Below are 18,687 nucleotides of genomic sequence, written 5' to 3'. Positions count from 1 at the left end.
GCCAGATGAAGGATGGATCCTTCGGTCAGAAGGATAAGGTATGAGCGATACAGCTGCTTTCTGGAAAACAGCGTTGCGCGCGCAATGGGGGCTTGAGGCGCGTTTGACGCGCTTGGATGGCGAGTATGATCTGAACTTTCTGGTCGAGGCCAAAAACGGGCAGGATTATGTGCTCAAGGTCATGCGTGCAGGATGTGAAACCGGCCTTGTGGATCTGCAAATCAAGGCATTGGCGCATATCGCCACCGCTGCGCCAGGGCTGCCCTTTCCAAAGGTTTTTGCCGATCTGAATGGGGACCTTTTGCCCGAAGTTCAGGACGAAGCAGGCACCCCCCGGCTTGTTTGGTTGCTGGAGCGCTTGCCCGGTCAATGCTACGCCAAGACCGCGCCCAAAAGTGAGGAGCTGATCCTTAAACTGGGACGCGTTCTGGGCGCGACAGATCGTGCGCTGGAGGGTTTCACCCATGCCGCCTTGGAGCGGCCAAATTTCAAATGGGACCTCATGCAAGCGGGTTGGATTGAAGCGCATTTGGATGCTGTTTCAGACCCGGATCGGCGTAGGTTGCTCGCCGAGATAACACAGGGATTCAGGGCGCTTTCTGATCAGCTTATCCGCTTGCCAAAGCAGGCCATTCACAATGACGCAAATGACTACAATATTTTGGTCGATGGCGATTTTAGGCAACGTCATACGGTTTCGGGCATGATTGATCTGGGCGACATGTGCGCTGCCCCTCGGATTTGCGATCTCGCGATCGCGGGCGCCTATGTCGTTCTGGATCATCCCAAACCCGAACGCGCGCTGACCGCCTTGGTGCGCGGCTATCACGCGGCAAACCGACTGAGCGCGCAGGAGATCGATCTGGTCTGGCCGCTGCTGCGCATGCGCTTGGCGGTGTCGGTTGTGAACTCGACCCTAGTGGCTGTGGATAACCCAGACGATCCCTATGTCACGATTTCGCAGGCGCCCGCATGGCGGTTCCTGGAGAACGTATCTGTCAACGGCGGCCTGATGTCTGCGCGCCTACGCGCAGCCTGCGGCCTGCCCGTGACTGATGGAGCTGATCGTGTTCGCGCCTTCCTCGCCGACAATCGCGGTGGGTTCGCACCGATGTTCGGGGAAGACCTGAGCAATGCCCCTATGGGGTCCCTATCTGTTGAAAACTCGGTCTGGCCGCAGAACCCGTTCCACATGCCGCTGGAAGAAGCCGCACGCGTGGGAGAGGAGTTTGGGGAAGGGCTCTGGCTGGGCTACTACAACGAACCGCGTCTGATCTATGCAGAACTAGGGTTTCGCAAAGGCCCTTGGAAAGCATCGGACCGGCGGACCATACATCTGGCCGTGGATGTGTTCGCCCCGGCCGGTACCGCCTTGCATGCACCACTGAGCGGGCGGGTTGAGGTCGCAGAGAACCGGGACGCACATCTGGACTATGGTGGCGTTGTAATCCTGCGTCATGAAACGCCCGAGGGTGACCCGTTTTATACGCTCTACGGTCATCTGGACCCTGAGGTTTGTGAGCGGCTGCAACCCGGCGACCCGGTGGCGCAAGGGGCGGCTTTTGCCCAGCTTGGGGATGCCAGCCAGAATGGCGGATGGGCCCCGCATGTCCATTTCCAGCTGGCACTGACCACGGATGGGATGGAGAGCGACTGGCCCGGCGTTGGTGATCCCGACGAAATGTTCCTATGGCACAAGCTCTGCCCAAATCCTGCCGCGCTGCTGAACCTGCCAGACGAAAAGGTTTTCTATCAGCCTACCGACAAAACCACTGTTTTGAAGGGTCGACATGATCATTTCGGCGGCAACCTCAGCCTGACTTACGATGACCCTGTCATGCTGGTACGGGGCTGGAAACATCATTTGTTCGATGAAAGGGGCCGCCCCTATCTGGACGCTTATAACAACGTCCCGCATGTGGGGCATGCGCATCCCCGGATACAGGCCGTTGCTGCGGATCAGCTGAAGCGGATGAATTCAAACACGCGCTATCTGCACCCGGCACAAACGGCGTTTGCAGATAAGATATTGCCCAAATTGCCCGATCATTTGCAGGTCTGTTTCTTCGTCAATTCCGGCACCGAAGCCAATGAGCTTGCCCTGCGACTGGCCCGTGCCCATACCGGCGCCAAAGGGATCGTAACACCGGATCATGGGTATCACGGCAACACCAACACTGCCGTTGCAATTTCAGCCTATAAGTTCAACAAACCCGGCGGTGTTGGGCAGGCCGATTGGGTCGAACTGGTTGAGGTGGCTGACGACTTTCGCGGATCTTTCAAACGCGACGACTCCCACCGCGCCGCTAAATTCGCCGCGCTTGTGGACCCTGCCATTGCAGCACTGTGTGACAGAGGCCATGGGATAGCCGGCTTTATCGCTGAAACCTTTCCATCGGTTGGGGGGCAAATCGTCCCTCCGAAAGGATATCTGCCTGCGGTTTACGAGAAAATCCGGGCAGCCGGGGGAGTTTGTATCGCTGACGAAGTACAAACGGGACTTGGCCGTTTGGGGGAATACTACTTCGGCTTCGAACATCAGGGGGCTTTGCCCGATATCGTCGTGTTAGGCAAACCCATTGGCAACGGCCACCCCCTTGGCATTGTGGTCACCACCAAGGAAATCGCCCGAAGCTTCGATAACGGGATCGAGTTCTTTTCGACCTTCGGCGGCTCAACCCTTTCCTGCCGGATCGGCAAAGAGGTGTTGGATATCGTCGATGACGAAGGCCTTCAGGGCAACGCACGGGATATGGGCGCACGGTTGATCGAAGGGCTGAAACAGATCGAATCTGATTTCACATGCGTCGGGGATGTACGTGGTATGGGGCTGTTCCTGGGGGTTGAGCTGATCAACCCTGATGGCTCGGAAAGCACAGAGATCTGCCAATATGTCAAAAATCGAATGCGCCATCACCGCATCCTGATCGGCAGTGAGGGGCCCAAGGACAACATCCTGAAAATTCGCCCCCCTCTGACAATCGAGGCCGAAGATGTGGATATGATCCTATGGGCTCTGCGGGATGTCTTGTCAGAGGTTGGAGATTATACTCCTGCACCGGCGTGCGATCATGATCACCATCACGCCGGATGCGGGTGTTGTTAGGGGACTAGTGCAAAACAGTTGACGGTGTCTGATGACCGGTGCTTGGCGGCGGTACAGATTTCGTCATCCGGCGCAGGGCAAACCCCAAATCCTCGGACAATGACGCCAAGGCCGGGGCAAAATCCGGACGCACGATCAAAGACGCCATCATCATGGCATCCTCGCGTGCACCATCAGCCGCCGCCCCGATCATCTGCGCGAAACAGTTCTCATCAGCACCAAGGCACGCGCATCCCAGGCCATGCCGTACCAACTGGCGGCGACCGTGAGTTGCGCAAAGCGAGCATAACCGATCCAGCGTCAGCATCGCGGCCTGTCCGTGATCCGCGCCCAGCGCGATATCAAAGTCGCTTGCGGCGTCTGCACGGCCTGCAGGGCCATCACCCCACAACCGCAAATACATCACTGCGCCTGCTTCTATTGGGCTCAGGTCGGACAGCCTGCCAACGGCTGCACCGCCACGGGCTGATGCGCTGCTCATTTCGTGAGGATCAGCTTACCTGCGCGGGTGATCCGCAGCGTATACAGTTGATCCCCCAGCTCGATATGCGCAAGATTGCCGCCTTTGGTCAGATCATCGGCTTTGTAGGATGGCAAGATGGACATTGAATAAGATTGGCTGGGATTCGGGTTCTGCACATTCATCGGTCAACTCCAGAAGGGTCAAGGCAAACGCCTGATCTGTTCGCGTTTCTCAAGTTCTGGCTGACCCGAAACCGGGTTGGCTCATTGTCTTAACCCTTAATCTGATTAATTTAGTAAGGTATGTCAAGCGCCCAATACATCGTTCCCAAAGATTGACGGTTTACCGCCTAAGTTCTGGCGCGCTAGACAGTAAATCAAATGGCAAGGAAGGAATGTGACCTATGGCAGCGGCAATCATTTTCGACCTTGATGGAACGCTTGTCGACAGCCTTGGTGATATCGCAGCAGCGGCCAACCGAACGCTGGAAGACATCGAATTGCCGCCGCTACCGAAAGAGATCATTGCCTCTTTCGTAGGAAATGGGTTGCCTAAACTGGTAGAACGAATGATCCGGCATGTGGGACTTCCTGCGGAACGACACACCGAATTGACCAAACGCATGCGCGCCCATTACGACGACGCCGCCAGCAGCATGACAGTTCCTTATCCGGGCATCCCTGGTGCGTTGGAAAAGTTGCTAGCCAAGGGCTATACCTTCGGAGTGTGTACGAACAAACCCGAAGCCCCTGCACGCCACATTCTCCATGCGCTGGGTCTGTCGCGATTCTTCGATGTGGTTCTGGGTGGAGACAGCATGGCTATGCGCAAACCGGATCCTCGGCATCTGCTGGCCAGCTTCGACGCCTTAGACAGCGCAGGGCCGCGCCTTTTTGTCGGCGACAGCGAGGTTGATGCGGAAACAGCGGTCCGTGCTGACGTTCCATTTCTATTGTTCACGCAGGGCTATCGAAAAACACCCGTTGTCAACATCCCACACACAGCGGCCTATGATCACGCAGAAGAGTTGCCATCGCGGGTCGCCCAACTGCTTAAGATGAGTTGACCCCAAACTAAGTGAGGGGCCGGCCAGAAGGGGGTATAGGCCAGCCCCTCATCGGGGAAAAACTATTTGGTCGCGAAGGACCTGATAGACTTCACCCTGATACAGCATCCCAAACTGACGCGATATTGGGGGTTTCCCGTAGGGAAACAAAAAACTTAAAAAATGTTGGATTGGGGCGCCGTGTCAGGGCCTAAGTTTCATTTGATCGCACATCAACGGAGCTACTAAAAATATTTTTCGCCATATGAAAAATCCTGAATTCCACGTACCGTTCTCGCAAGACGCAGGAGGACCCGAATTTGGACATTCAGAAACGACCGCGCGGCAGGCCCAAATCGTTGTTCAAGGAAAGTTCCGCTGGGACGCTGCAATCTCTCGATCGCGCTCTGGAAGCGCTCAGCACCCTTGCACGGCTTGAACGCAGCACGCTCAGCGATCTCAGCCGCGAAACGGGAATACCCACCGCAACCACTCACCGCATCCTGACCACGCTCGCCAAGCACAGCTTTGTCCGGTTCGACGATATGCGACAGGAATGGATGATCGGGATCGAAGCCTATCGCGCCGGTGCCTCGTTCCTTAAGCGCAACAGCGTGATCGAGTTGTCACAGCCCATCATGCACAGGCTGATGAACGATACCGGAGAAACGGCGAATCTGGCAGTTCCCGATGCGAGTGACGTTGTATTTGTAGGCCAGATCGAAACCAAAAATCCGATCCGCGCGTTCTTTCCGCCCGGTGCACGGTCGCCGATGTATGCCTCGGGCATCGGTAAGGCCATCCTGTCAGCGATGGAGCCTGAGGCCGTTTCAAGGATATTAACCGCGAGTGAACCCGAGGCATTTACCGACCGTACGCTAAGTGATCCCAAGGCGCTGATGGTTGATCTTGAAACCACACGGGAGCGTGGGTGGTCCTATGACATAGAAGAACGCTATTTAGGGATGTCCTGCATCGGCGCGGTGATCTTCAACGAACAGAACAGTCCATGCGCCGGAATTTCTGTGTCTGGCCCGACCGCCCGCTTTAACCGTGATACGGTTGAGAACCTTGGCAGGCTGGTTGCCGAAGCCGCGCGCGATATCACCTTGGCGGTCGGCGGGCGCCCTCGATAGTTCAGATGTCCTGTCCCGGAGGGTCCAGCAAGCCACCGGGCTGCAACAAGGCGCGTTCTGACAACCATGGATTAAGCTCCAGCGCTTGTTTCAGTGTGGCCCTGGCCTCGTCCAGCCGTTTCAAACCCATCAAAGACAACGCCCGCCCACTGATTGCGGCAACATGGTTCGGCGACAATTCAATGGCCACATCAAGGTCTTGCAAGGCCGATCCGAAATCCTGCTTGAGGTAGTTCACAAAAGCCCGCTGGTTATAGCCTTCGGCAAATTCCGGGCAATACTCTACCAGCTGATTAAGCTCCTCCAAAGCTCCGACCAGATCCCATGCTTCGCGCCGTGCCATGCCACGATCTAGCAGGGTTTGTGACTTTGCGTCAGGCGCATCTGTCCAAAGCTCCCACATCTGGTTGGAATACGTGCGCGCCACAACCTCAGACTCGGCTTGTTGAAGCTGTGAAATCAGATCGCTCACTCCCTGCGTATGGTCCGGAGCATCCGGGCAGGTTTGCGCGGCTGCGGATGTGGTCAGAGCAACGCTAATGATCAGACCGTGAAGCATATGTGTCATACCGCAAGGATGACCCTGTTCCGCGTTCTGTCAAGTTGCAGGGAAATGACCCGGTGCGGCATAAGCTGTTCTTGACGCCGCGCCTGGAAAAGCCCAGCGTCGCGCCATGTTTCCGATCCGCGATCATAACCCCTCGGGGCGTACACCCTATGTCGTCTACGCACTCATGGCCGCCAATATCCTGATCTTTGTCAGCTATGTGGGGATCATGAATGACGCGCCGCTGATCAACCGGTTGTACTACGACTACGCGATCATTCCCGCGCGGATCACGGATGGCTATGCGTTCGAAACCTTCGTGACCTCCATGTTCCTGCATGGCGGTTGGATGCACCTGGCAGGCAACATGCTGTTTTTATGGATTTTCGGCGACAATCTGGAAGATGAGATGGGTCATCTGCCCTTTCTCCTGTTCTACCTTGTGGCCGGAGTCGGCGCCGGGTTGATCCATGTCATCACCGCGCCAGACTCGGTGGTGCCAACGATCGGCGCGTCTGGCGCAATTGCCGGGGTAATGGGTGGTTATCTTCTGTTGTTCCCAAAGGCCCGCGTCGACATCCTGCTGATCCTGATCGTGTATTTCCGTGTGTTTTCGATCCCGGCCTTTGTCATGCTGGGTGTCTGGCTGGGAATGCAGTTTGTGGGCAGCTTGAACAGCAACCCCGACGAAGGCGGTGTTGCTTATTGGGCCCATACCGGGGGGTTTGTCGTCGGGTTGATCCTGTGCATTCCACTATGGCTCAAACGCGGTGGCGCGGCATATTGGGATCGCACCCAAGGCCATCCGCCTCATCCGGAGGCAAAGTACAAGCTGTCGCAATCCCGCATCCCGCGCGTGCCCCGCAGGTAAAGGCGTTTAGCCCCGGATCACCTTGGCAAAGCTGTCAAAGATCGGCTCGTTGGCGCAGATCACTTCGCCATCGTCCAGAACGCTGCCTTCGGGGTTGAGGGGCTGCACAAAGCCACCGGCCTCTTTCACGATGATGATACCCGCAGCCAGATCCCATGCGTTCAGGCGACGTTCCCAGAAGCCTTCGTAGCGACCGGCGGCCACATAGGCCATATCGAGCGCAGCAGCGCCCCAACGGCGCACACCGGCACAAGCGGGCATCAGGCGCGCAAGGTCTTGCAGGGTCGCCGGCAGATCGGAGCGGCCACCGAAGGGCAGGCCAGTAGAGAAGATCGACTCAAGCATGCGATGACGACCGGAGACGCGAATCCGCATGTCGTTCATCCAGGCGCCCTCGCCCTTTTCAGCAAAGAACATCTCGTCCTTGGCCGCATCATAGATTACACCGGCAACGATCTTACCTTTGTGTTCCAGTGCGATGGACACCGCCCAATGCGGCAAACCGTGCAGGAAGTTGGTGGTGCCGTCGAGCGGATCGACGATCCAGCGGCGGGTCGGGTCCTCGCCGTCAATCGAACCGCCCTCTTCAGCCAGCCAGCCATAGGTTGGACGCGCGCCCAGCAGTTCTTCTTTCAGGATGGCTTCGGCGGCGATATCGGCCTTGGACACAAAATCGCCCGCGCCCTTCATCGACACCTGCAGGTTCTCGACTTCACGGAAATCTTTGACCAGAGATCGCCCCGCCTTGCGCGCGGCTTTGATCATGATGTTGAGATTTGCACTGCCAACCATTGTGAAAAGGCTCCTGTCCGGTCAAACCGCGCGTATACTGATGCAATGCGCCCTTGCCAAGAGGAATGATGCGCATAGCAGCCCCGCCGAAAATGCTGCTACTGCGCCTGCAACTTCCGCGCCTCGTCGCGCGCCAGTTTGACCAATTGCTGCACGAAGGGTTTTTCCAGGTCTTCCGAGCGGACAGCGGCATATAGACGGCGGGTAATTCCCTCTTTCGTCAATGGTCGGGTAACGTAGTCCGAGTTGTATTTGACTTCGCGCACGACCCAATCGGGCAAGACGGAAATACCCCGGTTCGAGGCAACCAGCAGCAGGATTACAGCGGTCAGTTCAACCTGCCGAATAGCCGCCGGTTCAACCCGCGCCGGGATCAACAATTGGCTGAAAACATCCAGGCGTGTGCGCTCAACCGGATAAGTAATCAGTGTCTGACCCCGAAAATCCTCAGCCTCGATATAGTCCTTCTCGGCCAGCGGATGCGACGAGGCGGCGACAAATACAGCATTGTAATCAAAGAGTTCGACAAATTCGACACCCGGCAGATCTTCGGGGTCGGAAGAGACGACCAGATCAACCTCTTCCTTCTGCAACGCGGGCAAGGCATCAAAGGCCAGACCGGGGCGAATGTCGACATCCACATCGCCCCAGGATTTCCGAAACGATTCCAGCACCGGAAACAGCCATTCGAAACAGGCGTGGCATTCGATTGCGATATGCATGCGGCCCGTGCGCCCGTCGCGCAGCGACGTGAATTCTTGCTGCGCGGCTTCGACCTGCGGCAGGATCTGTTCGGCCAACCGCAACAGGCGCAGACCGGCAGCAGACAGTTTCATCGGCTTAGACCGGCGCAGGAACAGCTCGACCCCGGCCTGATCCTCCAACCCTTTGATCTGATGGCTCAGTGCGGATTGTGTGATGTTCAGCTGGTCGGCCGCGCGTGCCAGGCCACCGCATTCATGGATGGCTTTGATGGTCCGCAGGTGCCGGAACTCGATATGCATATGTCGCGCAACTCATGTTGTTCTTGAAGAATATGAGTTTGTCTCACATCGCTTCACATGGCACAAGAGGCTCAATTGATCCTGCGAGGCCGTGATGACCAGACCTGAAATTTCATTTGAGTTCTTTCCGCCAAAAACACTTGAGGCGTCATTCCGCCTATGGGACACGGTGCAGACTCTGGCCCCTTTAGAGCCCCGCTTTGTCTCGGTTACTTATGGCGCCGGTGGCACCACACGAGAGCTAACACGGGATGCGGTTGCGACGTTACACAAGTCGTCTGGCTTGCCGGTTGCGGCGCATCTGACTTGCGTTGATGCGTCGCGTCAGGAAACGCTGGAGATCGCAGACAGGTTCGCCCGCGCGGGCGTCGAGAACATTGTGGCCTTGCGCGGTGATCCACCAAAAGGGCAGAACACGTTCGTCCCTCATTCCGAGGGCTTTGCCCATTCCGTCGAACTGATCGAAGCACTGGCCGAGACCGAGATGTTCAGCATCCGCGTTGGTGCCTATCCCGACAAACACCCTGAAGCCCGCGATATGCAGGCAGATGTGGACTGGTTAAAAGCAAAGCTGGATGCGGGCGCGGATGAGGCTTTGACCCAGTTCTTTTTCGAAGCAGAAACCTTTTTCCGCTTCCGCGATGCCTGCGTGAAGTCCGGGATCGACAAGCCCATCGTGCCGGGCATTCTGCCAATCGAAAACTGGAAAGGCGCGCGCAGCTTTGCCCAGCGTTGCGGAGCCCATATCCCGGACTGGGTCGATCAGGCATTTGAGAAAGCCGTGCGCGACGACCGCGAGGACCTGTTGGCCACAGCTATTTGTACAGAGCTGTGTTCTGACCTGATCGAAGGTGGTGTGGACAAGCTGCATTTCTACACGCTGAACCGCCCGGAACTGACCCGCGATGTCTGCTTTGCATTGGGGATCACCCCGAAAACCGAGCTTCAGAACGTCGCCTAACAAAACCGTTTCTTTTGGATTTCTGCCCGGACTGCATCGCGGTCTGGGCTTTCCATATTACAAGGCTCAGTTGTTGCCGCATTGTGGTTCTGCCCAAGGTGAGCATTGAATTCAAAAACAATCCGCAAACCATGCGCACATTGTCATCCCTGACCACCCCAATACTCTGTAAAAATTGACAAAAATGTGACGATGCCGAAACTCGGATCATGTGTTTGTAAAGAGTGTATTGAGTATGGAGACTGTTGACAGAGTTAAGGCACGCACCGACGCATTGGCGGACCTCGGGTTGGACCCAAATGCCGCTCCGGATGATATCCGGGATGCGTGGCGACGTATCGCCTTTCACGCCCATCCCGATCACACGGGTGGGGATTCTGCAAACTTCGCACGGGCCAAAGCGGCCTATGATTATCTGCGCAAAGAAGGCTTGACCGCCAAAGGGGCCAATAACGGGCCCAGCCAACCGCGGCGACCACGTCTGCGGCGGCGCATTATCGAGCTGGAACCCGAAGATATCGCCAATTGTGTAGCCATGCTGGACCCGGGCCGTGCCTTGCCAAGTGCGGAATCGCATAGTGCCACTGACCCTGACGCGGCCACGCTAGCGGAATCGGATCACGTTCCTGACGCAGTTGGATGCTATGGGCGCGATCTAACTTATTTTGTGCCAACGCCGGTGTGTGAAGGCGCAAATCGTATTGCTCTGCCGACCTCGGTTCTAAGCTCGTCGAGAAACAGCGAAACCGAGGTTCTGAGCTTTCAGTCAAACGACCAGGGCGCTGGTGAGGTCGTCATTCCGGATACGATCTGCGAAAGCAAATTCCCCGGCGCGAAAAGCGTGCGTATTCGGTTCGAAGCTGATCAGGCGATCCGGAACGAGTATTGGCTCGCCAGCTGATCAGCATAAGGCCCGGCTTATGGGGGTAAGCCGGGCCTTGTTTCGTGAGTGGTCGGTTAGTTGCTAACCGGGCCTTCCGAGGTGAATTTGGGGATAACACTGGTCGACGCATCACCGGTTTCAATGCCCGGCCAGTTGCCTTCGGCCAGATTGATATTGCCCGGCACATCTTCTTCCCAGAAGCCAACCACGACATCCGTGATGTTCAGATACAGTTTGTCATCAACGATGCGCCACAGGTTCGGGTTCGCCGGAACCTTGCCACCTTTTGAGACACCATAAGCGCAATGACCATCGTACTGGGGCGCATAGTAGGCTGGGTTTTCTAGAAACTTGTCGCGGTTCTCTTCGGTCGAAAACGCCCAAGTCGCACCGTTATATTCAGCGGTGATATCCGCGTTTCCACGAACGCCCGAGGGCTGACTTTGGCCAACAGGAACCTGATCCAGGTTGCGATAGGCAACCACGTCATAGCCCGAGACGGCAAATCCGGTGCCGTCAACATATTGCGGGCCGGCAAAGGCCGGAACTGCCAGTGTCATGGCCGCAGCGAAAGTCAAAGCAAAGCGTTTCATATGGTCATTCCTTTTCTAGATCATGTGCCCAAGGGCGCCGTGTTGGCGGGACTGCGCTAACAATAAGCGAATTTGTTTCCCGTCGTAGCCCTGCTCGCGCCGCTGTGACCCAGAACGAGAAATCGTGAGATGTTCGCCGGGGAATATTACAGGAAGCACTGATAGACGGGGTTGGACTCGGAAGATTGCAACATTAGCTGTAGGAGGATCGGGCGCGCGGGCGCCCGGATTTGGTAAGAAAGGCACTAGATGAGCGATCAATCCACATACACTCCCCCCAAGGTCTGGACATGGGACAGCGAAAGCGGCGGGCGATTTGCTAACATCAACCGGCCTATCGCGGGCGCGACCCATGACAAGGATCTTCCCGTTGGCCGCCATCCTTTGCAGCTGTATTCGCTGGCCACGCCAAATGGCGTCAAAGTTACCGTGATGCTGGAAGAGTTGTTGGCGCTGGGTCACGAAGGTGCCGAATATAATGCCTGGTTGATCAATATCGGAGAGGGTGATCAGTTCAGCTCGGGCTTTGTTGGGGCCAACCCGAACTCGAAAATCCCTGCGCTTTGGGATCGCTCCGGCGACCAACCGCTCCGCGTTTTCGAAAGCGCCTCGATCCTGTTTCACCTGGCCGAGAAATTCGACGCCTTCCTGCCCAAGTCTGGCCCAGAGCGAACCGAGGTCATGAATTGGGTCTTCTGGCAAATGGGCAGTGCACCGTATCTAGGCGGCGGTTTTGGCCATTTCTATGCTTATGCACCTGAAAAATGGGAATACCCGATCGATCGTTTCGCAATGGAAACCAAGCGCCAGTTGGACGTTTTGGACCGAGAACTCGCCGAGAAAACCTATATCGCGGGCGAAGACTACACCATTGCAGACATGGCCATCTGGCCCTGGTATGGGCAACTTGTTCTGGGCCGCCTCTATGACGCTGCAGAGTTTCTGGATGTCGAATCCTACAAAAACGTCATGCGTTGGGCCAAAGCGATTGACGCGCGTCCGGCGGTTCAAAGGGGCCGAATGGTCAACCGCCCATTCGGCGAGCCGCACACACAATTGCACGAACGCCACGAGGCCAGCGATTTCGAAACACGCACGCAGGACAAGCTGGAAGCAGCGTCCGAATAAAACAGATCACGTCCTTACACGGTATCGCTTAGGCGCCGCGTAAGGCGTAGGTCGTCACTTCAGGATCGGCGGCTTTTCGGGGTCACTCCCCGGGGCGGGGCGTATAGTATCCGGTTTTTCCGGCCGTGGCAGGTCGAACCGTAAGCCTGTTTTCGCCAGCAGCCCAGCCGCGACGTCATCCATGGCGAAGAACCCAACATCCATCGCACCCGCCTCGACACCTGAAAAGGTCAATGCCTCGGATGCGGCCGTGGCCAGAGCCGCCTCCGCCCCCTCAACCGCGCCTACAAACCCCAGCAAATGTCCTGATGCACCGTGTTCTGACCTAGTCGCGACTAGATAGGCCGACTGGGCCAGCCCACCGGCGGTTGCGAGTTTTGTATCCAGTGCGATCAGCAGGTTGTCGGGCAGCCCTTTCGGTGGCAGAAACTCAGCGATCCTTTCCTGCACTTCTTCCGGGCCGTGCTGCAAGGTCGTCGCCAACCAGCCCAGCGCCTCGGCCGGGATCAACATCGAAGACGGGGCCACCTCCAGGTTCAGACCCAGGCCGATCCCCTGCCCCGCAAGCAACGATGACAGCACCCGACCGGACAACGCAACGTAAGGCACCGGGCGGTCCGCGAACTGCGCCAGCCTGTCTTCGCGATCAAACGCCAACACAAACTGCCCGTCCGCCACGTCGAACACCTCGGGCGAGATGTTGTCGCCCTGGACCTCTTCGGTCAGCATCAGGAACAGTTCACTATCTGCTAAACGCTCGAAGAACTTCAACCGAGCTTTGTCATCGTTCGGGGCGGCGTGCATCGCGGCGTGGGCCGTATCCAAGGCCGTTGTTTCAGTCATCCAGTACCTCTTGCACTCTGGCCCGCAAAACTGGCAGCAGCTCGGCTTCGAACCACGGGTTTTTCTTTAACCATGCCGTATTGCGCCAGGACGGATGAGGCAAGGGGAAGACATGTGGTGCGTGAGACTTCCAGTCTTTGACCGTATCTGTGACCGAACCACGCGCACCAAGGTGGTACTTATGCGCATGACCACCTACAAGAACCGTTAGCGGAACCTTACCAAGCGCCTCAACCACGCGGTCATGCCATGTCTTTCGGCAAATCGCAGGAGGCGGCAAGTCCGCGCCCTTGGCGTCATATCCGGGAAAACAAAAGGCCATGGGCACAATGGACAGCTTGGCCCGGTCGTAGAAGACGGAATTACCAATGCCCAACCAAGTGCGCAATCGATCCCCTGAGGGATCCGTGAACGGGCGGCCCGACTCGTGTACGCGTGCGCCAGGCGCCTGCCCCGCAATCAGGATAGGTGTGCCCGGCTTAAACCAAACGACCGGTCGCGGTGAATGGGCCGTCTCAGTTTGCGCGAATTGATCGGCGCAAAGGCGGCAAGCTTGAATCTCATCGATCAGATTGACCATGGAATGTTACCTGCCCCTTCCAATCGCTGGTGCATATTGATGATTTGTTTCATAATTCGACATAATGTAGCCAACATGGACCGATAGGAAATGCACCTCATCGCCATGTGATAAGAGCGACACAATACTGGATTGAGCAGCAGAGAGCAGATGCTTGAGTTCGAGAATGTCAGCAAATCCTTCTGGACCGGGACCAGCCGAAAGGTGATCCTGGATCAGGTCTCATTCCGGGTTGAGCTGGGCAAATCGCTTGGCGTTCTCGCCCCCAATGGAACCGGAAAAACCACTCTTATCAATATGATGGCGGGGCTGGAAAAGCCGGATGAAGGGGTCATTCGCCGTGATTGCAAAGTGTCGTTTCCAATGGGATTTACTGGCGGTGTGTCCAGCAAAATGTCGGCGCTGGAAAACGCGCGCTACATCGCCAAAATATACGGCATGGATCCCGATTATGTTGAGGCCTATTGTAGTTGGCTTTGCGGTTTGGGTGAATATTTCAACCAGCCACTTGCGACCTATTCCTCGGGGATGCGGGCGCGATTCACCTTTTCATTGCTGCTGGCGCTGGATTTCGACATGTATCTGATTGATGAGGGGATGCCCTCTTCCACGGATGTTGAGTTCAACAAAAAAGCCGGGGACATCTTGCAGGAGCGTCTGCGCACGACGACCTTGGTGATTGTATCGCACAGCCCCGAAACACTAGAGAAGTTTGCCCAGCAGGCGGCGGTTCTGTTGGACGGGCAGCTTTACATGTTTGAAACCTTGGAAGAGGCAAAACAGCTATATGACTACGAAACCCAAGGTTAGAAAGTACAATCTGGGCCGCAAGCGGCAGGTCGATGCCTCGGCCGAGGCGCGCGCGGATGCTATTGCGCGCATCCGAAACGCCACGCAAAGCCCCGCCGCCGCCAATGAAACCCAGCCCGGAACAGAACTGGACGACATAAAGCGCGAAGGTCTGACCGGCCGCCAATTGCGCATCGCAAGACGCCTTGCCCAAAAACACGGGCTTGCCGCGTCCTCGGATTATGACGCTGTACGACTGCTGCGCAAAAAGGGCATTGATCCGTTCGAGCGGACAAATCTGCTCGAACTTGCCGCTGCAAAAGAGCCAGATGCAGACGCACAGCCCGGCAAGCCAAAAGACAAAGTCCGGGTCCAACTGCCCCAAACTACGCAGGAAAAACAGTATGGCGTTCCGGGCCCTGAAATGAGCCCGGCCGAACGGCGCAATCTGGAAATCGGGCAAATTCAGAAAGAGATCGCGCGCAGGCGGCGCGTCAAACTCTTTACCTTGTTCGCCAGATTGGCCGCGTTTGTTCTTCTGCCGACCTTTGTAGTGGGGTTCTATTTCTATCGCATCGCGACGCCAATGTATGCCAGCAACTCCTCCTTCTCGATCCTGCAAGCGGATGCTGCGGGTGGTTCTGTAGGCGGCTTACTATCGGGCACACAGTTTGCCACGGCTCAGGATTCGGTTTCGGTGCAGGATTTTCTGGAATCAAAAGAAGCACTGCTGCTGCTGGACCGGGACGCGGGGTTCGCTGAGGTGTTCAAGCAGGATTGGATTGATCCAGTCCAACGTTTGGCCCCAGACGCAACACTGGAAGAGGCTTATAAGCTTTATAAGCGCATTGTAACGATCGGATACGATCCTACCGACGGAATCATCCGGATGGAAATTATCGCCCCGGACCCGCAAACCTCGACCGAGTTTTCTGAGCGCCTGATTTCCTACGCAGAAAGCCGCGTGAACACGCTGTCTGGTGAAAAGCGCGATGACCAAATGCGGGATGCGCTTGAAAGTTTCGAAGCAGCGCAAGAGGCGCGCAGACAAGCCCAGGAAGCCCTGATCGAACTACAGCTTCAAGGCGCGGTTCTTGACCCCGAAAACGTTCTTGCAGGTCTGCGTGGTCGGATTAACGAGATCGAGATTTTGCTGCAGGACAAACGCCTTGAACTGGCTGCCTTGCTGGACAATCTGCGCCCCAACCAGGCCAAGGTCGACGGGGTGAACGCAGATATTACCCGACTGGAAAACGTGCTGGACGAGCTGAATGCCGAGATGCTGGATGTCTCGGCAGGCGAAAACTCGCTGGCCCGCCTGAGCGTTCGGATTCAAATGGCACAGGCTGATTTGGTCGCACGGGATATGTTGCTGCAAACCGCGATGCAGTACATGGAAACCACACGAACCGAGGCCAACCGGCAGGTGCGGTATCTGACCGTCTCGGTCAATCCTGTGCCAAGCCAAGATCCCAGCTATCCGCGCAAGTTCGAAAATACGATTTTGGCTTTCCTGTTGTTTGCTGGTATCTACCTGATGATCTCGCTTACCGCGTCGGTCCTTCGTGAACAGGTATCCTCGTAAAACACATGAAACATGTCAAAATCTCCGACCTGACGGTCGGCAACGATCTTCCGCTGACCATTATTGCCGGTCCGTGCCAGCTTGAAACAGCCGATCATGCCCAGATGATTGCGGGCAAGATGAAAGAAGCTTGCGAGGCCGCGGGCGCGCAGTATGTGTTCAAGGCCTCGTATGACAAGGCCAACCGGACCTCGCTGTCGGGCAAACGCGGCATGGGTATTGATGCCGGGCTGAAGGTTCTGGACGGCATCCGCAAAACCATCGGTGTGCCGGTGCTGACAGACGTCCACACCGAAGCCCAATGCGCCATCGCCGCAGAGGCGGTGGATGTCTTGCAGATCCCGGCCTTCCTATGCCGCCAAACGGATATGCTGTTGGCTGCCGGAAACACCGGTGCTGTGGTTAATGTTAAGAAGGGGCAATTTCTGGCCCCATGGGAGATGGGCAATATCGTCGACAAGATTGAAAGCACCGGGAACCAGAACATTCTTTTGACAGAACGCGGTACGTCTTTTGGCTACAACACCTTGGTGGCTGACATGCGTGGACTGCCCGAGATGGCCAAGACAGGCTATCCGGTTGTGATGGACGCTACCCACTCGGTACAGCAGCCGGGCGGTCAAGGCGGTTCATCTGGTGGCCAGCGTGAGTTTGCTCCCGTTATGGCACGAGCCGCTGTGTCTCTCGGTATTGGTGCTGTTTTTATTGAAACGCACCAAGAACCAGATGGCGCACCTTCGGATGGTCCAAACATGATCCCGCTAGACCAAATGCCAAAACTCATCGACACATTGATGCGTTTTGATGCGCTGGCCAAAGCGAACCCCATCCAGATTTAACGATTGAGTGCTGTTGTGACCAAACCTATCCCCGAGGTGTCGCCAAACACCTGGAGTTTTCTGCGCGACGCGATGATCAAGCCCACAGGGTTTCGGGAATACGACGCGCGCTGGAAATACCCCGAAGAGATCAACCTGCCCGGGATGACGGCGCTTGGCCTGAGTTTGGGCACACAAATTCAGCGGCGCGGGATCGAGCCTGTCATAGCGGTTGGAAACGATTACCGCGACTATTCCCTGTCGATCAAAAACGCGCTGATCCTGGGGCTGATGCAAGCGGGCATTCAGGTCAAGGATATTGGCCCCGCGCTTAGCCCAATGGCCTATTTCGCGCAGTTCCATCTGAATGTTCCGGCCGTTGCCATGGTCACGGCCAGCCACAATCCAAACGGCTGGACCGGCGTGAAAATGGGGTTCGAGCGCCCGCTGACTCATGGCCCTGACGAGATGGCCGAGCTGCGCGACATCGTTCTGAGCGGCGAAGGGCAGCCCCAATCAGGTGGATCGTATGAGTTCGTCGAGGGCGTGAAAGAGGCCTATATCGATGATCTGGTCGGTGACTTCAAAATGACCCGCCCGCTGAAAGTGGTTTGCGCCACCGGCAACGGCACAGCCTCAGCGTTCGCGCCCGAAGTCCTTGAACGGATCGGGGTTGAGGTCGTGCCCAGCCACACCCGGCTGGACTACACGTTCCCCAACTACAACCCCAATCCAGAAGCCATGGAGATGCTGCACGACATGGCCGATACCGTTAAATCAAGCGGTGCCGATCTGGCGCTTGGCTTTGACGGGGACGGCGATCGTTGCGGTGTTGTCGATGATGAAGGCGAAGAGATATTCGCCGACAAGGTCGGTGTCATCATGGCCCGCGATCTTGCCAAACTACATCCAGGGGCGACATTTGTTGCGGATGTGAAATCCACTGGCCTATTCGCCAGCGACCCAAAGCTACAGGCCCTGGGCATCAAAGCCGACTATTGGAAAACCGGGCACAGCCACATGAAACGGCGCGTCAAAGAGATTGGCGCTTTAGCAGGGTTCGAGAAATCCGGGCACTACTTTCTGGCCGAACCGGTCGGGCGTGGTTACGACTGCGGCATGCGCGTCGCCGTTGAGATTTGCAAGCTGATGGATCGTAATCCGGACCAAAGCATGTCGGACCTGCGCAAGGCCTTGCCTAAGACATGGTCCACACCAACCATGTCGCCCTACGCGGCGGATACAGAAAAATACGATATTCTGAACCGGCTGGTCGACAAGCTGGTCGCCAAAGCAGAATCGGGCGAAAGCCTTGCGGGCCGCGCGATCAAAGAAGTGGTGACCGTCAACGGTGCCCGCGTTATTCTGGACAATGGCAGTTGGGGGTTGGTGCGTGCGTCTTCAAACACTCCCAACCTTGTGGTTGTCTGCGAAAGCAGCGATAGCGACGCCGAAATGCGCGCCATTTTTGCGGATATCGATGCTGTCATCCGATCAGAGCCCGGTGTCGGCGACTACGATCAGACCATTTGACGGTGCTGAG

19 protein-coding genes are annotated in these 18,687 nt (G+C 56.7%); 11 read left to right on the top strand and 8 right to left on the bottom strand.

Annotation, left to right across the window (positions count from 1 at the left end; all coding sequences use genetic code 11):
• Positions 1-40: 40 nt before the first annotated feature.
• Positions 41-3,106 (top strand): aminotransferase class III-fold pyridoxal phosphate-dependent enzyme, encoded by a 3,066-nt coding sequence (locus ACR0JE_RS08550; protein ID WP_480863882.1) that lies wholly within the window; start codon positions 41-43, stop codon positions 3,104-3,106.
• 4 nt (positions 3,107-3,110) lie between these two features.
• Here the strand turns inward: ACR0JE_RS08550 and ACR0JE_RS08545 are convergent, their stop codons facing one another.
• Together ACR0JE_RS08545 and hemP are read right to left on the bottom strand one after the other, a co-directional pair.
• Positions 3,111-3,587 carry a hypothetical protein gene (locus ACR0JE_RS08545; protein WP_480863881.1) on the bottom strand — a complete coding sequence of 159 codons (477 nt, stop codon included), beginning with the start codon at positions 3,585-3,587 and terminating at the stop codon, positions 3,111-3,113.
• Positions 3,584-3,751: a hemin uptake protein HemP gene (gene hemP / locus ACR0JE_RS08540; protein WP_170536364.1), complete on the bottom strand. Its 168-nt coding sequence runs from the start codon at positions 3,749-3,751 to the stop codon at positions 3,584-3,586. The genes ACR0JE_RS08545 and hemP overlap by 4 nt, the downstream gene beginning before the upstream one ends.
• Before the next feature lie 221 nt (positions 3,752-3,972).
• Here hemP and gph point away from each other — a divergent pair, with 221 nt between their 5' ends.
• Both gph and ACR0JE_RS08530 read left to right on the top strand, forming a co-directional pair.
• On the top strand, positions 3,973-4,635 hold the full coding sequence (gph, locus tag ACR0JE_RS08535; RefSeq protein ID WP_480548910.1) for a phosphoglycolate phosphatase: 663 nt from the start codon (positions 3,973-3,975) through the stop codon (positions 4,633-4,635).
• A gap of 299 nt (positions 4,636-4,934) precedes the next feature.
• Positions 4,935-5,750 carry an IclR family transcriptional regulator gene (locus ACR0JE_RS08530; protein ID WP_480863880.1) on the top strand — a complete coding sequence of 272 codons (816 nt, stop codon included), beginning with the start codon at positions 4,935-4,937 and terminating at the stop codon, positions 5,748-5,750.
• A gap of 1 nt (position 5,751) precedes the next feature.
• Here ACR0JE_RS08530 and ACR0JE_RS08525 read toward each other — a convergent pair whose 3' ends face one another.
• The gene (locus ACR0JE_RS08525) at positions 5,752-6,318 is read right to left on the bottom strand and encodes a tetratricopeptide repeat protein (protein ID WP_480863879.1); all 567 of its coding nucleotides are present in this window, start codon (positions 6,316-6,318) and stop codon (positions 5,752-5,754) included.
• Positions 6,319-6,424: 106 nt separating this feature from the next.
• On the opposite strand from ACR0JE_RS08525, the gene ACR0JE_RS08520 reads away from it, so the two are divergent.
• Positions 6,425-7,168 (top strand): rhomboid family intramembrane serine protease, encoded by a 744-nt coding sequence (locus tag ACR0JE_RS08520; RefSeq protein ID WP_480863878.1) that lies wholly within the window; start codon positions 6,425-6,427, stop codon positions 7,166-7,168.
• A gap of 6 nt (positions 7,169-7,174) precedes the next feature.
• Here the strand turns inward: ACR0JE_RS08520 and ACR0JE_RS08515 are convergent, their stop codons facing one another.
• Together ACR0JE_RS08515 and ACR0JE_RS08510 are read right to left on the bottom strand one after the other, a co-directional pair.
• Positions 7,175-7,960 (bottom strand): inositol monophosphatase family protein, encoded by a 786-nt coding sequence (locus ACR0JE_RS08515; protein ID WP_480863877.1) that lies wholly within the window; start codon positions 7,958-7,960, stop codon positions 7,175-7,177.
• Between the two features lie 98 nt (positions 7,961-8,058).
• Positions 8,059-8,964, bottom strand: a complete 906-nt coding sequence (locus ACR0JE_RS08510; RefSeq protein WP_480863876.1) for a LysR family transcriptional regulator — start codon at positions 8,962-8,964, stop codon at positions 8,059-8,061.
• Positions 8,965-9,058: 94 nt separating this feature from the next.
• Here ACR0JE_RS08510 and metF point away from each other — a divergent pair, with 94 nt between their 5' ends.
• Together metF and ACR0JE_RS08500 are read left to right on the top strand one after the other, a co-directional pair.
• Positions 9,059-9,925: a methylenetetrahydrofolate reductase [NAD(P)H] gene (gene metF, locus ACR0JE_RS08505; RefSeq protein ID WP_480863875.1), complete on the top strand. Its 867-nt coding sequence runs from the start codon at positions 9,059-9,061 to the stop codon at positions 9,923-9,925.
• A gap of 235 nt (positions 9,926-10,160) precedes the next feature.
• Positions 10,161-10,826 carry a J domain-containing protein gene (locus tag ACR0JE_RS08500; protein WP_480863874.1) on the top strand — a complete coding sequence of 222 codons (666 nt, stop codon included), beginning with the start codon at positions 10,161-10,163 and terminating at the stop codon, positions 10,824-10,826.
• Positions 10,827-10,882: 56 nt separating this feature from the next.
• Here the strand turns inward: ACR0JE_RS08500 and ACR0JE_RS08495 are convergent, their stop codons facing one another.
• On the bottom strand, positions 10,883-11,401 hold the full coding sequence (locus ACR0JE_RS08495) for a YHS domain-containing (seleno)protein (protein WP_170536350.1): 519 nt from the start codon (positions 11,399-11,401) through the stop codon (positions 10,883-10,885).
• 249 nt (positions 11,402-11,650) lie between these two features.
• Here ACR0JE_RS08495 and yghU point away from each other — a divergent pair, with 249 nt between their 5' ends.
• Complete coding sequence (yghU, locus tag ACR0JE_RS08490; protein WP_480863873.1) at positions 11,651-12,529, top strand: glutathione-dependent disulfide-bond oxidoreductase; 879 nt, start codon at positions 11,651-11,653, stop codon at positions 12,527-12,529.
• Positions 12,530-12,583: 54 nt separating this feature from the next.
• Here yghU and ACR0JE_RS08485 read toward each other — a convergent pair whose 3' ends face one another.
• Positions 12,584-13,372 (bottom strand): SseB family protein, encoded by a 789-nt coding sequence (locus tag ACR0JE_RS08485; RefSeq protein ID WP_480863872.1) that lies wholly within the window; start codon positions 13,370-13,372, stop codon positions 12,584-12,586.
• Positions 13,365-13,952 carry a uracil-DNA glycosylase family protein gene (locus ACR0JE_RS08480; RefSeq protein WP_480863871.1) on the bottom strand — a complete coding sequence of 196 codons (588 nt, stop codon included), beginning with the start codon at positions 13,950-13,952 and terminating at the stop codon, positions 13,365-13,367. Before ACR0JE_RS08480 ends, ACR0JE_RS08485 begins: the two co-directional genes overlap by 8 nt.
• A 150-nt stretch (positions 13,953-14,102) precedes the next feature.
• Between ACR0JE_RS08480 and ACR0JE_RS08475 the strand changes: the two genes are divergently transcribed.
• From ACR0JE_RS08475 to ACR0JE_RS08460, 4 genes are read left to right on the top strand one after another with little or no spacing between them, the layout of a single operon-like run.
• The gene (locus ACR0JE_RS08475) at positions 14,103-14,762 is read left to right on the top strand and encodes an ABC transporter ATP-binding protein (RefSeq protein ID WP_353010523.1); all 660 of its coding nucleotides are present in this window, start codon (positions 14,103-14,105) and stop codon (positions 14,760-14,762) included.
• Entirely contained in the window at positions 14,740-16,326 is a 1,587-nt protein-coding gene (locus ACR0JE_RS08470) for a KpsE/RkpR family capsule polysaccharide export protein (protein WP_480863870.1), read from the top strand. The genes ACR0JE_RS08475 and ACR0JE_RS08470 overlap by 23 nt, the downstream gene beginning before the upstream one ends.
• Positions 16,327-16,331: 5 nt before the next feature.
• A complete protein-coding gene (gene kdsA, locus ACR0JE_RS08465; RefSeq protein WP_480863869.1) occupies positions 16,332-17,165 on the top strand; it encodes a 3-deoxy-8-phosphooctulonate synthase in 834 nt (277 codons plus the stop codon).
• 15 nt (positions 17,166-17,180) lie between these two features.
• Complete coding sequence (locus ACR0JE_RS08460) at positions 17,181-18,677, top strand: phosphomannomutase/phosphoglucomutase (RefSeq protein WP_480863868.1); 1,497 nt, start codon at positions 17,181-17,183, stop codon at positions 18,675-18,677.
• The last annotated feature ends 10 nt before the right edge of the window (positions 18,678-18,687 follow it).

Source organism: Ruegeria sp. H3 (assembly GCF_056533095.1).
Note: the sequence above shows the minus strand (reverse complement) of the source record. Positions and strands in the feature narration are given on the sequence as shown.

Excerpts from the sequence above, each read along its gene's own strand:
- ACR0JE_RS08525 (WP_480863879.1), bottom strand. The coding sequence starts at position 6,318 with ATGACACATATGCTTCACGGTCTGATCATTAGCGTTGCTCTGACCACA.
- ACR0JE_RS08500 (WP_480863874.1), top strand. The coding sequence starts at position 10,161 with ATGGAGACTGTTGACAGAGTTAAGGCACGCACCGACGCATTGGCGGAC.
- ACR0JE_RS08545 (WP_480863881.1), bottom strand. The coding sequence starts at position 3,587 with ATGAGCAGCGCATCAGCCCGTGGCGGTGCAGCCGTTGGCAGGCTGTCC.
- ACR0JE_RS08480 (WP_480863871.1), bottom strand. The coding sequence starts at position 13,952 with ATGGTCAATCTGATCGATGAGATTCAAGCTTGCCGCCTTTGCGCCGAT.
- metF (WP_480863875.1), top strand. The coding sequence starts at position 9,059 with ATGACCAGACCTGAAATTTCATTTGAGTTCTTTCCGCCAAAAACACTT.
- kdsA (WP_480863869.1), top strand. The coding sequence starts at position 16,332 with ATGAAACATGTCAAAATCTCCGACCTGACGGTCGGCAACGATCTTCCG.
- ACR0JE_RS08475 (WP_353010523.1), top strand. The coding sequence starts at position 14,103 with ATGCTTGAGTTCGAGAATGTCAGCAAATCCTTCTGGACCGGGACCAGC.
- yghU (WP_480863873.1), top strand. The coding sequence starts at position 11,651 with ATGAGCGATCAATCCACATACACTCCCCCCAAGGTCTGGACATGGGAC.
- ACR0JE_RS08515 (WP_480863877.1), bottom strand. The coding sequence starts at position 7,960 with ATGGTTGGCAGTGCAAATCTCAACATCATGATCAAAGCCGCGCGCAAG.
- gph (WP_480548910.1), top strand. The coding sequence starts at position 3,973 with ATGGCAGCGGCAATCATTTTCGACCTTGATGGAACGCTTGTCGACAGC.
- ACR0JE_RS08510 (WP_480863876.1), bottom strand. The coding sequence starts at position 8,964 with ATGCATATCGAGTTCCGGCACCTGCGGACCATCAAAGCCATCCATGAA.
- ACR0JE_RS08495 (WP_170536350.1), bottom strand. The coding sequence starts at position 11,401 with ATGAAACGCTTTGCTTTGACTTTCGCTGCGGCCATGACACTGGCAGTT.
- ACR0JE_RS08550 (WP_480863882.1), top strand. The coding sequence starts at position 41 with ATGAGCGATACAGCTGCTTTCTGGAAAACAGCGTTGCGCGCGCAATGG.
- ACR0JE_RS08470 (WP_480863870.1), top strand. The coding sequence starts at position 14,740 with ATGACTACGAAACCCAAGGTTAGAAAGTACAATCTGGGCCGCAAGCGG.
- hemP (WP_170536364.1), bottom strand. The coding sequence starts at position 3,751 with ATGAATGTGCAGAACCCGAATCCCAGCCAATCTTATTCAATGTCCATC.
- ACR0JE_RS08485 (WP_480863872.1), bottom strand. The coding sequence starts at position 13,372 with ATGACTGAAACAACGGCCTTGGATACGGCCCACGCCGCGATGCACGCC.
- ACR0JE_RS08520 (WP_480863878.1), top strand. The coding sequence starts at position 6,425 with ATGTTTCCGATCCGCGATCATAACCCCTCGGGGCGTACACCCTATGTC.